This window comes from Mesorhizobium sp. USDA 4775, from assembly GCF_054062655.1.
In genome coordinates this window covers 6,171,797-6,185,322 of sequence record NZ_JBSSFM010000001.1, presented here as the reverse complement: position 1 = coordinate 6,185,322, position 13,526 = coordinate 6,171,797, and the positions used below count along the sequence as shown (strand labels likewise).

At 63.6% G+C, this 13,526-nt stretch carries 13 protein-coding genes; 1 reads left to right on the top strand and 12 read right to left on the bottom strand.

The features are described 5' to 3' along the window. Positions 1 to 97: 97 nt before the first annotated feature. From ACVILI_RS30380 to ACVILI_RS30345, 8 genes are all read right to left on the bottom strand, one after another. On the bottom strand, positions 98 to 562 hold the full coding sequence (locus tag ACVILI_RS30380) for an NfeD family protein (protein WP_019861052.1): 465 nt from the start codon (positions 560 to 562) through the stop codon (positions 98 to 100). A gap of 20 nt (positions 563 to 582) precedes the next feature. After that, positions 583 to 1,533: an SPFH domain-containing protein gene (locus ACVILI_RS30375; protein WP_038649430.1), complete on the bottom strand. Its 951-nt coding sequence runs from the start codon at positions 1,531 to 1,533 to the stop codon at positions 583 to 585. 121 nt (positions 1,534 to 1,654) lie between these two features. After that, positions 1,655 to 2,866: an NAD(P)/FAD-dependent oxidoreductase gene (locus ACVILI_RS30370; RefSeq protein ID WP_064980790.1), complete on the bottom strand. Its 1,212-nt coding sequence runs from the start codon at positions 2,864 to 2,866 to the stop codon at positions 1,655 to 1,657. A 154-nt stretch (positions 2,867 to 3,020) separates the two neighbouring features. Beyond that, positions 3,021 to 4,085 (bottom strand): ferrochelatase, encoded by a 1,065-nt coding sequence (gene hemH, locus ACVILI_RS30365; protein WP_038649425.1) that lies wholly within the window; start codon positions 4,083 to 4,085, stop codon positions 3,021 to 3,023. Between the two features lie 146 nt (positions 4,086 to 4,231). Beyond that, a complete protein-coding gene (locus ACVILI_RS30360; RefSeq protein ID WP_457102723.1) occupies positions 4,232 to 6,349 on the bottom strand; it encodes a 5'-nucleotidase C-terminal domain-containing protein in 2,118 nt (705 codons plus the stop codon). A 190-nt stretch (positions 6,350 to 6,539) separates the two neighbouring features. Then, a complete protein-coding gene (locus tag ACVILI_RS30355) occupies positions 6,540 to 6,917 on the bottom strand; it encodes a hypothetical protein (RefSeq protein WP_027047370.1) in 378 nt (125 codons plus the stop codon). Between the two features lie 182 nt (positions 6,918 to 7,099). Beyond that, the gene (locus ACVILI_RS30350; protein ID WP_027047369.1) at positions 7,100 to 8,545 is read right to left on the bottom strand and encodes a homospermidine synthase; all 1,446 of its coding nucleotides are present in this window, start codon (positions 8,543 to 8,545) and stop codon (positions 7,100 to 7,102) included. A 185-nt stretch (positions 8,546 to 8,730) separates the two neighbouring features. Next, positions 8,731 to 9,477 carry an SDR family NAD(P)-dependent oxidoreductase gene (locus ACVILI_RS30345; RefSeq protein ID WP_064980783.1) on the bottom strand — a complete coding sequence of 249 codons (747 nt, stop codon included), beginning with the start codon at positions 9,475 to 9,477 and terminating at the stop codon, positions 8,731 to 8,733. A 108-nt stretch (positions 9,478 to 9,585) separates the two neighbouring features. Here ACVILI_RS30345 and ACVILI_RS30340 point away from each other — a divergent pair, with 108 nt between their 5' ends. Continuing rightward, the gene (locus ACVILI_RS30340; protein WP_240564536.1) at positions 9,586 to 10,464 is read left to right on the top strand and encodes a LysR family transcriptional regulator; all 879 of its coding nucleotides are present in this window, start codon (positions 9,586 to 9,588) and stop codon (positions 10,462 to 10,464) included. Positions 10,465 to 10,468: 4 nt separating this feature from the next. Here ACVILI_RS30340 and ACVILI_RS30335 read toward each other — a convergent pair whose 3' ends face one another. Genes ACVILI_RS30335 through ACVILI_RS30320 form a run of 4 tightly spaced genes read right to left on the bottom strand, consistent with a single transcriptional unit; the run spans position 10,469 to position 13,468 of the window. Next, positions 10,469 to 11,401 carry a heme-dependent oxidative N-demethylase family protein gene (locus tag ACVILI_RS30335; RefSeq protein ID WP_457102722.1) on the bottom strand — a complete coding sequence of 311 codons (933 nt, stop codon included), beginning with the start codon at positions 11,399 to 11,401 and terminating at the stop codon, positions 10,469 to 10,471. Further along, a complete protein-coding gene (locus ACVILI_RS30330; RefSeq protein WP_038653323.1) occupies positions 11,398 to 11,685 on the bottom strand; it encodes a YciI family protein in 288 nt (95 codons plus the stop codon). The genes ACVILI_RS30335 and ACVILI_RS30330 overlap by 4 nt, the downstream gene beginning before the upstream one ends. 14 nt (positions 11,686 to 11,699) lie before the next feature. Continuing rightward, entirely contained in the window at positions 11,700 to 12,362 is a 663-nt protein-coding gene (locus tag ACVILI_RS30325) for an aminotransferase class IV family protein (protein WP_038649412.1), read from the bottom strand. After that, entirely contained in the window at positions 12,311 to 13,468 is a 1,158-nt protein-coding gene (locus tag ACVILI_RS30320; RefSeq protein WP_420871156.1) for an aminodeoxychorismate synthase component I, read from the bottom strand. Before ACVILI_RS30320 ends, ACVILI_RS30325 begins: the two co-directional genes overlap by 52 nt. Positions 13,469 to 13,526 lie beyond the last annotated feature (58 nt).

The window sequence follows — 13,526 nt, the reverse complement described above, 5'->3', positions numbered from 1 at the left end:
AAGCCACCTGGTTTGGTCGCTTCGCGCCCGTCTTCGAGTCCGGCTTGGCCTGACCTGAATCTGAGCATGCTTACCGAGGTGGGTGCGCTGTGAAAGTTCAGACGCGTTCCACTGTAAGCTCCAGGTCTGTATCCGCGGCACCCGTCACGCGTACCTGTGTACCGGCCGGCAGGTCAGGCCCGGAGACTCGCCACAGCGTGTCGCCGAGCTTGATGCGGCCGCGGCCGTCCTTGATCGGCTCGGCAAGCGTCGCCATGCGGCCGACCATCTGGGCGCCGCGCCGGTTGAGCAGCGGCTGGTCGGTTGGCTGGTCGCGCCCGCCCATGAGTTTCTTGCCGACGAAGGCTGAGACCAGCGAGAGCGCCAGGAAGGCAAGGACCTGGACCTGCCAGCTCCAGATCGCCGCATCCCAGATCAGCAGCGACACCGCGCCGATGATGAGCGCGGCGATGCCGATCCACAGCATGAAGAAGCCCGGCGCGATGACCTCTACGACCAGCAGCACGAAGCCCAGGACCATCCAGTTCCACGGGCCGAGTTCGGAAATGATGCGATCGAACATAAGAGTGACCTCCTACGAACTCAGTTGTCGCTCGGGCGCACGACCGGGGGGCGGGCGGCTTGGCGCTGTGCGCCGGTCGTGCCCTCGCTGCGGAAGACTTCCTTGGCGATCTCGCCGATGCCGCCGAGCGAGCCGATCAGCGACGACGCCTCGAAAGGCATCAGCACGATCTTGCTGTTGGTGGCGGTGCCGATCTTGGCCAGCGCCTCGGTGTATTTCTGCGCGACGAAGTAGTTCAGCGCCTGCACGTCGCCCTTGGAAATCGCTTCCGAAACCACCTGGGTGGCGCGGGCTTCGGCCTCAGCCGAGCGTTCGCGCGCCTCGGCGTCGCGGAAGGCGGCTTCCTTGCGGCCTTCGGCCTCGAGGATCTGCGACTGCTTGAGGCCTTCGGCGGCCAGGATCTGCGCACGCTTGTTACGCTCGGCGGTCATCTGGCGGCCCATCGATTCGATGAGGTTGGCCGGCGGGTTGATGTCCTTGATCTCGACGCGGGTGATCTTGATGCCCCACGGATGCGCCGCCTCGTCGACGACGCGCAGCAGGCGCTCGTTGATGGCGTCGCGGTTGGACAACAGTTCGTCGAGGTCCATCGAGCCCATGACGGTTCGGATATTGGTCATCGTCAGGTTGAGGATGGCGTTCTGCAGGCCGGCAACCTGGTAGGCGGCCTGTGCAGCATTGAGGATCTGGTAGAAGGCGATGCCGTCGACACCGACAATGGCGTTGTCGCGGGTGATGATTTCCTGGCTCGGCACGTCGAGCACCTGCTCCATCATGTTCATCTTGGCGCCAATGCGGTCGACGAACGGCGTGATGATGTTGAGGCCGGGGCTCAGTGTCCTGGTGTAACGGCCAAAACGTTCGACCGTATAGTTGTAGCCTTGGGGAACTGTCTTGATGCCTTTGAACAGCACCAGCACGACAAGCGCGACAAGAACAACGACCGCAATATCGAAACCACTGAAATCCATTTGGCTCTCCCTCAGAAGCGGGCCGCGAGAGCCATTCCCGCGCAGCCGACTTCGCCAAAGACTTAAGTGTGTTTCAGGAGCGTTACAATCAGGTGATGAAGGATTGTTTGTGGGTCTGCACTCACCGGTTGAAGGCAAACAGCTCCGCATCCATGTCGGCGAGTCCCTTGATCGAAGCCGAAACAATTTCGGAAGCGATGCGCGAGAAGGTGATGCCGTTGCCGCCGTAACCCATGACGGCATGGATGCGCGGATGGCGGGGGACGGCGCCGATATAGGGCAGGCCGGTGCTGGTTGTGCCGAAGGAGCCGGTCCAGGCGAATTCAGGCCTGACGTCGAGGTGCGGGAACAACTGGCCCAGCTTGTCGGCAATTCGGGCACTCTTGTCGGCGATCAGTTCGTCGCGCCGCGTCTCGTCGACAAAGTCCTCGTCCTCGCCGCCGCATATGACCCTGCCGTCGGCCGTCGAGCGCATATAGAGATACGGGTCTGACGCTTCCCAGATAAACGCCGGACCCGGCCAGAGTTTTCGCGGTTGCGGGCGCGTCGCGATCGCCCAGGTCGAAATGATCCGGTGGGCCGCCGCCGGCACGATGTCGACCAGTTCGTAGCCGGTGGCCAGAACGACATGCCGTGCCGTGATGCTGGGACCGTCTTTCGTGGCCACGATCACCTCGTCGGCACTGTCTTCGATCACCGTCGCCTCGACGGGAGCGAGGAAGCGGGCCTTGCGCTCCAGCGCCTTGAGCAGCAAGCCGGCCGTCAGCTTGCGCGGGTCGAGCGCGATGTTGCCGTGGCTGAGGATGGCGCCGCCGCGGTTGATGCGGAATGTCTCCGCCAGCGGCTGCGGCGTCAGATAGGTTGCGGCAATGCCCGCCTGCCGCCGCGCTTCGGCTTCCTCGCGCAGCTCCGACGGACCGAGCACCGTGCCGGCCAGATAGAGCGACTGGGTGCGGCGCAGGCGACAATCGATTGCGAGATCCTCGATACGGCCAGCGAGGTTGGAAACGGCGAGGCGCGAGCGGCGCCAGGCCTGCTGTGCCTTGGCCTTGCCGATCATCTTCGAGAGCGTTGAAAGCGGCTGATCGATTTCAAACTGGACCAGTGCCGTGGTCGCAGCGGTCGAGCCTTTCAGCGGCCCGCGCCGGTCGATGCAGATCACCTGATGCCCGTCCGCCGTCAGCGCCTCGGCCATCATGGCGCCGCTGATGCCCATACCGATGATCAGGACATCGGCCTTGACGTCGCGGGTCAGCGCCGACGCCGGCACGGCAGGCGCCCGATAGGCGGACCAGACGGGCCGGCCGGTTCTGAGGTCGAGTTTGCGGGGCATCGAATTCTCCGAAGGTGCGCCTCAACGCCCCGCAGTGGCCCTTGTTCCGGTTAGAGCGGCGAGCCGCTCTAACTCTCTGGTTGACGAAATTCCCAAGGGAAAGCGCTATGCGCTTTTCCCGCAAAACCGTTTCACATTTTTCCTGGAATTTCTCCTAGACCCAGCCGGACAGTTCGCGCCGCACCATCGCCTCGATCACCGCCATGCCCTCGGCACTGTCATTGAGGCAAGGGATATGGGCGAAGTTCTTGCCGCCGGCGTGATGAAAAGTCTCGGCTGCCTCGCGGCCGATCTCGTCCAGCGTCTCGATGCAGTCGACGGAAAAGCCGGGATTGACGATGGCGATGGATTTGACGCCGTCCTTGCCCAGTTTCTCCACCGTCTTGTCAGTGTAGGGCTGCAGCCATTCCTGGGCGCCGAAGCGGGACTGGAAGGTGGTTATCAGCTTCTTTTCGTCCCAGCCGAGCCTGTCGCGCAACAGCCGGGTCGTCTTGAGGCAGTGGCAATGGTAGGGATCACCTTTTTCGAAATAGGGCCTTGGGATGCCGTGGTATGAGGCGATGACCACTTCCGGCTCGAAATCCAGCGTCGCGAGATTCTGCTCGATCGAACGCGCCAGCGCCTCGATATAGACCGGCTCGTCATAGTAAGGCGGCACGCTGCGGATGGCGGGGGCCGCGCGCATCTTCATCAAGGCGCGAAACAGCTGATCATTGGCGGTGGCCGTGGTCGTCGCGGAGTATTGCGGGTAGAGCGGGAACGAAAGAATGCGGTCGCAGCCCTGTGCGACCAGACTTTCGGCGACACTCGCGGTCGAAGGATTGCCGTAGCGCATCGCCCAGTCGACGACGACATTGGGCAGGTCGCGCAACGCCTCGGCCAGCTTTTCGCCCTGGGCGCGGGTGTAAGTGCGCAGCGGCGACTCGTTCCTTTTCTGGTTCCATATCCGGGCGTAGTTGGCGCCGGACTTCTTCGGCCGGGTGGTGAGCACCAGGCCATAGAGGATCGGATACCAGATCGCCCTGTTGAGTTCGATGACGCGCGGATCGGACAGGAATTCCCTGAGATAACGCCACATCGGCTTGAAGTCGGTGCCGTCAGGCGTGCCGAGATTGATCAGCATGACACCGACCTTGCCGGTCTTGACCGGCGGATGCCCGGCCGGCAGTGGGCCAAGGGCCTTCGCGGCTTTGGGATCGACAGCGATTGTGAGCGTCATAGGGGTTCTCCAGGAGGCGCGAACCTAATCATCCTGCGCGGGCTTTCAATGTCGCGTCTGGCCGCACCTTAACGCGTGTCGAGCTGAAAACAGAACACCCGCCCGGTTTCCCAGGCGGGTGTTGAATGGCAAAAGGCGAAGTGACGTTACTTCGCCGGGATGGTCAGCGTCGCGCCGGGCATCAGCCGGTGCGGCCTTTGACCCTTGTTGGCCTCGTAGATGAGTTTCCACTTGGTGGCGTCGCCATAGGCCTTCTTGGCCAGATCCCAATAGGTGTCGCCGGTAACGATGACATGGCTGCCTGTTGCCGGTGCGGCTTCAGCGGGCTTTGCCGGTTCTGCCGGCTTGGCGGGTTCCGCCGGCGCCGGTGCTGCCGGTGCAGGGGTGGCCTCGGCGGGCTTTGCCGGCTCGGCTGGTGCGGGTGCTGGAGCCGCGGGAGCCGGCGCGGCCGGTGGCGCAGGTGCATTCTCCGTCGATATGGCAGGCGGCGTGTTGGCGATATTGCCCGAATTGGCGGGCAGTTCGGGCATTGCCGGTGCCGCTTCGGCGGGCTTTGCGGCCTCGGCGGGCTTGGCAGGTTCTGCTGGCGCGGGGGCAGGCTTTGCCGGCTCTGCAGGCTTGGCCGGTTCCGCTGCCGGGGCCGCCGCGACGGTCGCGGCGATCTCGGTGATGCGGCCGTCGAGCTTGGGCGTGTAGGGCCGGTGGGCGCCGAGATAGTCGGCCACGACCTGTTCGAGACCGGGGCCGTAGTCGTAAGCATTCTTGGCCTTTTCGGCGAAGACCTTGTAGCCGTCGCCGCCCTGGCGCACGTAATTGTTGGTGGCGACGAGATAGTCCTTGTCGGGCTTGATCGGCGTCCAGGCGCCGTTCTCCATGACCTCGACGGATTTGACGCGGCCGGCATTGGGCGCGACCGATTTGTCGAAGGCGTATTTGAGGCCAGCCACCTGTGGGAAGCGCCCTGCGCCGTCCTCGATCTGGCTGAGGCCGCTTTCGAGGCCGGCGACCAGGTCCTTGCCCGAAATCTGGAAGGTCGCCAGCGTGTTCTGGAACGGCAGCACGGTCAGCACCTCACCCATGGTGACGGTGCCCTTGTCGATCGAGGCGCGCAGGCCGCCGCCATTGGAGATAACGATCTCGACGCCCTGTCCCTTGACGCGGTCGAGGATGGCGTCGGAGACAAGGTTGCCCATCGCGCATTCCTTGGCGCGGCAATTCTCGCGGCTGCCGTCGATGACGTCGGTGGTCTCGGCCACTTCCTTGTTCTTCAAAGCCTCGATCGGCGCGCCGAGTTCCTTGATACGGGCGAGCACGGCGGGATCGGGCGTGATCGACTTGTCGAGAAAGATCGGGTCGCCGCTCGCCGACTTGACGACGCCATTGTCGTCGAACACCACCTTGAACTCGCCGAGATATTTCGAATAGGAGGCCGCCTGCACCACCGGCACCTTGTAGCCGCCGGGGTTGTCGACCATCGTCGGGTAGGGGCCCGCCGCCTTCGGATCGGTGTTCGACAAGAGCGTATGGCTGTGGCCGCCGACAACCACGTCGATGCCCGGGATCTTGGCGATGATGTCGCGTTCCCTGTTGTAGCCGATATGGGTCACGGCGATGATCTTGTTGACGCCTTGCGCCTTCAGCTTCTCGACCTCGGCGGTAATCGATTTGACGTCGTCCGCGATTGCGATGTTGGGACCGGGCGAGGCGAGTTCGGGCGTGTCCTTGGTGACGGCGCCGACAATGCCGATCTTCTGCCCACCGACCTCCACGACGATCGACGGCTTGATCTTGCCGGCCGCGCCGGACTTGTCGTTGGGCACGACATTGGCACTGACGATCGGGAATTTTGCCTTGTCGAGGTAAGGCACCAGCGCGCTCTCGCCATCGTCGAATTCATGGTTGCCGAGCGTCACCGCGTCGGGTTTCATCTGATTGAGGAATTCCTCCTCCACGGTGCCCTTGTAGGTGGTGTAAAACAGCGATCCTTGGAAGCTGTCACCCGCATTGAGCAGCAGCACGTTCTGGCCTTCGAGCTTCTTGCGCTCCTGGGCGATCGCCGTGATCAACCGGCCGGCGCCGCCGATGCATTCGCCCTTGGTCTCCTCGTCGGCCGAACAGGTAGACTCATATTTGTTGTTGCCTTCGATGCGGCTGTGCCAGTCATTGAAATGCAGGATATTCAATGTGTAGTCGGCAAAGGATGCGCCGGCCGACAGGCCAAGCGTCGATGCGGACAGGGCGGCAATGGCGGCAAGCTTTTTCATCTTCGTCTCCCGGTGGGCTGATCGGAGGCGTTTAACGCCCTTGCTTGACTGGGGTATAACAGCCAGCGTTTTGACCATGTTCCCATCGCGTTCCGGCTGACGCAAGCGGAAATGCCGCCACTTTTTGCAGGCGCAAAAAAGGGCGGCGGCCAATCGGCCGCCGTCCCCAATGTGTCCAGTGTTTGCCGGTTCAGGCGCGTCGCGTCAGCACGAAGTTCTGGCCGGACGAACTGGTGCAGTTCAACTGGCTGGTGGAGATCAGCAGGCAGTTGAAGCTGACCGGCGTCTGGCGGATCAGCGACGTCCCGTTGATCTCGACCGAAGTGGCGCCGGTCATCGTGTAGCTGCCATCGGCCAGCTTCTGGCCGGTGTCGGTGGCGACGGTCGTGAACTTGCCGCCGGTGAAGGTCGACAGGCCGGTGCCCTTGGCATCGATCCACGAGCCCTCGACGCCTTTCGGCGCGGCCGCCATCGGCGGTGCGTCGGGACCGCTTGTGGTACAGGCGGCAAGCATCATGGCAAAGGAACCCGCCACGCCGATCGAAAGAACTTTGCGCGCAATAGTCATCTGAAATCCTCTCCAACCGCATCGGCCCAAAAATCGGTTTCGATTTTGGCAGGCACGATGCGAACGTCCAAAGTGCTGGAACGGGCGTGCGTCCCGCAAGACGCGCGCTGCCCCAGGCCGCATTCCTTCAATCGCCCGATTTCCGGGCGATTGCAAGGCAATGGCGCATGGTGCGCAGGGTGCTATCGGACGAGGATGTTGCGGAATTGCCACGGATCGCTGCGGTCGAGGTCCTCCGGGAAGAGGCCCGGGCGTCGGTCGAGCGGCGTCCAGTCGGTGTAATGGCCTTCGACCGGTCCGAGATAGGGCGACTGGACTTCCAGGCAGCGCTTGTAGTCCATCTCGTCGGCTTCGACGATGCCGGCATCGGGATTTTCCAGTGCCCAGACCATGCCGGCCAGAACCGCCGAGGTGACCTGAAGGCCGGTGGCGTTCTGATAGGGCGCCAGCTTGCGCGCCTCGGCCAGCGACAGGTGCGAGCCATACCAGTAGGCGTTCTTGTCGTGGCCGTAGAGCAGGACACCGAGTTCGTCGACGCCGTCGACCAGTTCGTTCTCGTCGAGCACATGGTGCACCGGCTGAGGCTTGCCGGCGGCGCCGAACATCTCGTCCAGCGACAGGATCGCGTCATTGCAGGGATGGTAGGCGTAGTGGCAGGTCGGCCGGTATTGGACCTTGCCCTTCTTTGAGCGAACGGTGAAGAAATCGGCGATCGAGATCGACTCGTTGTGCGTCACCAGCAGGCCGTATTGCGCGCCCGGCGTCGGGCACCACGAGCGCACGCGCGTGTTGGCGCCGGGCTGCTCCAGGTAGATCGCGGCCTTGGAGCCGTGCTTATGCTTCTTGGCGTTCTTCGGCATCCATTTCTCATGCGTGCCCCAGCCGAGCTCGGCGGGCTGCAGGCCTTCGGAAATGAAGCCCTCGACCGACCAGGTGTTCCAGAACACATCCATCGGCTTCGGCTTCTTGGTGCGCTGGGTGTCGCGCTCGGCGATATGGATACCCTTGACGCCGGCCTTCTTCATCAGCTTGGCCCAGCCCTCGCGGTCTTCCTGCGCCGGCTCCGAGAACTCGAGGCCAAGATCGGTGGCGAGGTTGACCAGCGCCTGCTTGACGAACCACGAGACCATGCCGGGATTGGCACCGCAGGTGGAGACGGCGGTAGCACCACCGGGCTTGTCCTGCTTCTCCTGGATCATCGCCTCGCGCAGCGCATAGTTGGTGCGGCTGGCATTGTCGGCCTTGGCGTCGAAATAGAAGCCGAGCCACGGCTCGACGACGGTGTCGATGTAGAGCACGCCGAGCTTGCGGCAGAGCCGCATCAGGTCCACCGAGCCGGTATCGACCGACAAATTGACGCAAAAGCCCTGGCCGCCGCCATTGGTCAAAAGCGGCGTCAAAAGTTTCTTGTAGTTCTTCTCGGTCACCGCTTCCTGGACGAAAGCGATGCCGCGCTCGTCGAGCAGCTTGCGGTCGGTGTCGCGTGGGTCGAGTACCGTCATGCGCGACTTGTCGAACTTGAAATGGCGTTCGATGAGCGGCAGCGTCCCCCGTCCGATCGAGCCGAAGCCGATCATCACAACAGGGCCGGTGATCTCACCGTAAACGGGCCAGTTTTCATTCGCCATTTTATCGAGCACTCCTCAAAAAACACTCCGGAACAGCCGCTTGGCCGCGGCGCGACAAACCATAGATCATTGTCACAATAAAGGGAAAAGCAGCGAAACGCCTGGGAGCGCAGCTGTGGAAGTGCTCGGCGATGCCACCGGGAGGCGATGGCCTGCCCGATGGCGGATGTTGAGCCGGCGTCGTATCAGCGAGCGCCGCCGGACGCGTTGATGCGTTCGCCGGTAAGCCACGCTGCCTCGTCCGAGGCGAGGAAGGCCACGGTCGGGGCGATGTCGTCCGGCTTGCCGAAGCGCTGGCCGAGGGGGACGCCAGCGATCAGCATATTGCCGAAATCGGTGCCGACCATGCCTTCGGTCATTTCGGTATGGGTATAGCCAGGCGCCACGATGTTGACACGGATGTTGCGGGCTCCGAGTTCTCTCGACAGGCTGAGCGTCAGCGTATCGATCGCGGCTTTGCTGGCGGAATAGAGGCTGGTGTTCGGCACCGGGTTCCAGCTCGAGATCGTGCCGATGTTGACGATGCTGCCGCCGGTCTCGGGGAAGTGGCGCATGGCCGCCTTGGTGGTCAAGATCGTGCCCAGCACATTGGTGTCGAACAGCCGCCGATAATCCGCCTCACTGGTTTCCTCGAAAGTGCCGAAGCTGGCGGTCGCGGCGTTGTTGATCAGAATGCTTGGCTTGCCGAATGCGATCTCGGCGGCCTCGAACATCTTCTCGACTTCGGCGGCCTCGGCCACGTCACCCTGAACCGCGGTCGCCTTGCCGCCGGCGGCGACGATCTCCTTGACCGTGCGTTCTGCAGCCTCACGGCTGGAGGCGTAGTTGACGACGACGGCAGCGCCTTCCGCCGCCAGCCGTTTGGCGATGCCGGCACCGATGCCTCGCGCGGCACCGGTGACGATGGCGACCTTGTTGTTGAGCTTGCCCATTTTGGTTCTCCGAATGGATGGATGGATTTGACATCAAGCCAATTGGCTATTCCCAAACGGGTTAGGTAGAGTGAATTTCACCATATAACTAATTCCAGGGTGGAATAGATGGACAGGCTTATGGCGATGAACACCTTTATAAGGGTCATCGAAACCGGTTCGTTCTCGGCGGCCGCGCGGCATTTGCGCGTCGGGCAGCCAGCCGTCTCGAAGGCCATCGCGCAGCTCGAGGAACGGCTCGGCGTTCGCCTGCTGTCGCGCACCACCCGAGGTCTCTCGCCGACCGATGCCGGCGTCAGCTTCTATGAAGGCGCCAAGCGCGCGGTCGACGAGGCCGACGAAGCCGAGAACACGGCGCGTGGCACTGCGGCGGCGCTTACCGGGTTGCTGCGCATCGGTACGTCGGTGACCTTCGGCCGCCTGCATGTCGTGCCGAGGCTGAAAGCCTTCCTGGATGCTCACCCGAGGCTCGACGTCGAGGTGGCGATGGACGACAGGAACGTCGACCTCGTCGAGGAAGGGGTGGATGTCATGCTGCGACTGGGTGAAAGCTTCGCTCCCGCTCATATCGGGCGCAAGATCGCCACCTGTCGTCGTCTCGTGGTGGCGGCACCTTCCTACCTGGCACGCGAGGGCGAACCCATCGCGCCGGATGAGCTGTCGCGGCACGAGGCGATCCTTTTCGTCCGGGCAGGCACTTCCAGTCGCTGGACATTCCGGCGAGGCGCCGAAGAGGTTTCGCTTGCCGGCCAAGGGCGGCTGCGCGTGACTTCCGCCGAAGGGATACGTGAGGCAGTACTTGCCGGCATCGGCTTCACGGTCGGCTCCGAATGGATGTTCGACGCGGAACTGCGCAGCGGTGCGGTACGGCCGATCCTGGTGGACTGGGCGCTGCCGCCTGTTGAATTGTGGGCGCTGTTTCCAGCCGGACGCAAGGCCAGCGTCAGGGCAAGGACATTCGTCGAGTTCCTGGCCAGCAGCCTGTAGCGGCTTAGCGCGTCATCGTCTTCAGATGTTCGATCAGCCGGTCGCGGTCCGATGTCAGGCCCTTATAGTCGAGCTGATCGAGATCGAGCGCTTCGAGCTGGGCGGCAAAGGACAGTGCGAGCGTCGCCCGGTCCGGGTGCCGCGCCAGCACGGCGAGTGGGTCGAGATGGATGCGGATGGTGAACAGGATGTCGCGTGAGGACGGCAGCTTGCGCAGCGTCTGCCGCTCGACGCGGATGAAGGCGTGCGCCTCGACGTCACCGTCGGGGAAGCGTGTCGGCCGGTTGGTGGCGCGGTCGATGCGCTCGACATTGGACAGCGGATGGTAGAGCGCATTGTCGGCCTGGATCGACCAGTTGAAGCGCTCGACCGCCTGTCCCTGCAGGCCGTCGAACATGCGGTTGATCAGTTCGGCGGGACGCGTGCCCGGACCGAAACCGGGCACGGGCTCGTGGATTTGCTGCAGCGGCTTGCCGAATTTTTCGAGCAGCGACCAGGACGAAGGAAAGCACAGCGAGCCGGCGGCGAGCCGCCAGCCGCTGTCGTCGCGGCGCATCAGGATCAGGTCTTCCTGGACCAGCAGCGAGGCCGCGACCAGCGGCGCGTCGGCAAGATCCGAAGGCAGAGCAGGGTGGTTCGCGGCGCCCACCACCGCGATGCCCGCATCGGTGCGGCGATGGGTGCGCGGAAATCGCTCCGGCAAATACGCGCCGAGCAAGTCGAGCACTTCCCGCTGGGCATCCCGCGTGCCGTCCTCCTCGACGAAAACCCGGTCGGGGATTTGGGCATAAAGCTGGCGCTTCTCGGCGAGATAAGGCAGAAGATGGCCGTCGACCTCGATCCAGTTTGCCGGCTCAAGCGGCTTCAGCCCGATGTTGAACAGCTTCGACGAGCCGTCATAAGGGGTGTGGGTGGGCAGGGCCTCGACCAAACTCATGCTTCCTTGAGAGCGTCGAGACCGGTGGCGGTCATCCTGGCCAGGAATTCGGTGACCTCGTAGTCCGCGGCGCCGGCCTTGGCGAAGGGGTCGGCAGCCAGCCTGGCATCGAGGATCTCGCGCGGGCATTGCGCGATAATGATGCCGCCGGTCCGCGGTTTCTTCGGCCCGGAAGCGACGAATATACCATCCGAATAGCAGCCCTTCAGCCATTCGATATGCGCCGCCTGCAAGCGGTCGATCTCGGTCAGGGGCACTTTGTAGTTCAGCGAAACGACGAACATGGCGTTATCCTGGTTCACACAAGCTTTGCGGGAATCAAGCCGCGCAGCGAATTGCCGACAAAGAGTGCCTTGGCCGACTTCAGATCGTCGTAGCTGTAGATTGCTTCTTCCGCCCGGCCTTCATCCAGAAGCTCGGCGCGCAATACGCCAGGCAGCAGGCCGCAATCGAGCCGGGGCGTTGCCAGCACGCCGTTGCCGAAATCGGCGAAGACATTGGTGATGGTGCCTTCGCAGATTTCGCCGCGCTCATTGACCAGGATCACCTCGTCGGCCTGGGTGACGAGATACTCGGAACGGGCATGGGTGTAGAGCTGGCGCCGGCTGGTCTTGTGGCGCAGCAGCGTATTGCCTGAGTCGAGCCGCGTCCGCGCCAGCCGCAGCACCCAGACCTTGTCGGCGGCGAGCGGTTCGTAGGGCTGTGCCGAGGCCGTCGCGTCGCCGTTGCGTGCCAAAGCGAGCCGCGTGCGCATGGCGGTTCGGGCGCCATCAAGGGCGTCGCTCAACACCTCGGCTATCCGTTGCGGATCGCAGGCGAAGCCGAGCTCCGCCGCCGAGCCATAGAGGCGTGCAAGGTGGCGATCGAAGCGCAGGAAGCCCGTCCCGGGCTGCCAGCGCATGGTTTCGATCAGCTCGAAATCGGCGGTGTTCCCGTCGCGAAGCGGGCTTTGAGCAGACACTCCTGATACTCCTCCTCGGGCGTCGAATCGAAGACGATGCCGCCGCCGACATTGTAGACGGCCTCGCCGCTGGCAAAGAGCGAGATGGTACGGATCGCCACGGAAAAGCGCATCGTGCCCCCCGGTGCGATCCAGCCGATGGCGCCGCAATAGACGTCGCGCGGCGTGCTCTCCAGATCGTGCAGGATCTCCATAGCGCGAATCTTCGGCGCGCCGGTGATCGAGCCGCAGGGAAACAGTGCTGCAAACACCTGGCGAATGGTGAGACCCGGCAGCAGCTTCGCCCTGACGTCGCTCACCATCTGGTGGACGGTCGGGAAGCTCTCGATGCGGAACAGTTCCGGCACTTCCAGCGTGCCGACCTCGCTGATCAGCGAGATATCGTTGCGCAGGAGGTCGACGATCATCCGGTTCTCGGCCTGGTTCTTCTCATCGTTGCGCAGGAAGGTCTTCTGCCGCTCGTCCTCGGTCTTGGTCGCGCCGCGCGGGGCCGTGCCTTTCATCGGATGCGTTTCGATCATCCCGGCCGCATTGATCTCGAAGAACAGTTCGGGCGAGCGCGACAGCACGATGGGATCGCCCAGCGTCACCAGCGCGCCGTACTTCACCGGCTGGCGTTCGGTCAGCGCATCGAAGGCGGCAAGCGGGTCGCCCGACCATTGCGCCTGCACCGGAAAGGTCAGGTTGCCCTGGTAGCAATCGCCTTGCCTGATGTGCTGGTGCAGCCGCGAGAAGCGTTTCTCATAGTCCTCGAATGACCAGGCCGCCCGCGCATCGAAGATCGGGCCGTTCGGGGCTGCTGCGTTGCGTGGCGGCACCGCTTCTTCGACCGGAGCATCGAAAGCACCGAGGCAGATCAGCGGCGCGCGACGCCCCTTGGGCAGCAACGGAACGAGTTTCGGCTCGAGCAGATAACCGGCCTCGTAGGAGAAATAGCCGGCCAGCCATTTGCCGGCGTCGTGCGCGGCCTGCGCTGCTTCCAGCGCCGCCTGGAAATCCCGGGCCTCATGCGCCACGATGATATCGGCCGGCCGGTCGAATACGAGCTGACGCGCGCTTTCGTCGTTGCGGAAAATGGCGGCGGGCAGGGACATGGGGACCAGGATCGATGAAGCCGTCGATCGCTCTATATGGGGGGGCGCTCGCGTGCAATCGAGGGAACGG

Coding starts and splice junctions, on each gene's coding strand:
- ACVILI_RS30380 (WP_019861052.1), bottom strand. CDS start 562: ATGTTCGATCGCATCATTTCCGAACTCGGCCCGTGGAACTGGATGGTC.
- ACVILI_RS30375 (WP_038649430.1), bottom strand. CDS start 1,533: ATGGATTTCAGTGGTTTCGATATTGCGGTCGTTGTTCTTGTCGCGCTT.
- ACVILI_RS30370 (WP_064980790.1), bottom strand. CDS start 2,866: ATGCCCCGCAAACTCGACCTCAGAACCGGCCGGCCCGTCTGGTCCGCC.
- hemH (WP_038649425.1), bottom strand. CDS start 4,085: ATGACGCTCACAATCGCTGTCGATCCCAAAGCCGCGAAGGCCCTTGGC.
- ACVILI_RS30360 (WP_457102723.1), bottom strand. CDS start 6,349: ATGAAAAAGCTTGCCGCCATTGCCGCCCTGTCCGCATCGACGCTTGGC.
- ACVILI_RS30355 (WP_027047370.1), bottom strand. CDS start 6,917: ATGACTATTGCGCGCAAAGTTCTTTCGATCGGCGTGGCGGGTTCCTTT.
- ACVILI_RS30350 (WP_027047369.1), bottom strand. CDS start 8,545: ATGGCGAATGAAAACTGGCCCGTTTACGGTGAGATCACCGGCCCTGTT.
- ACVILI_RS30345 (WP_064980783.1), bottom strand. CDS start 9,477: ATGGGCAAGCTCAACAACAAGGTCGCCATCGTCACCGGTGCCGCGCGA.
- ACVILI_RS30340 (WP_240564536.1), top strand. CDS start 9,586: ATGGACAGGCTTATGGCGATGAACACCTTTATAAGGGTCATCGAAACC.
- ACVILI_RS30335 (WP_457102722.1), bottom strand. CDS start 11,401: ATGAGTTTGGTCGAGGCCCTGCCCACCCACACCCCTTATGACGGCTCG.
- ACVILI_RS30330 (WP_038653323.1), bottom strand. CDS start 11,685: ATGTTCGTCGTTTCGCTGAACTACAAAGTGCCCCTGACCGAGATCGAC.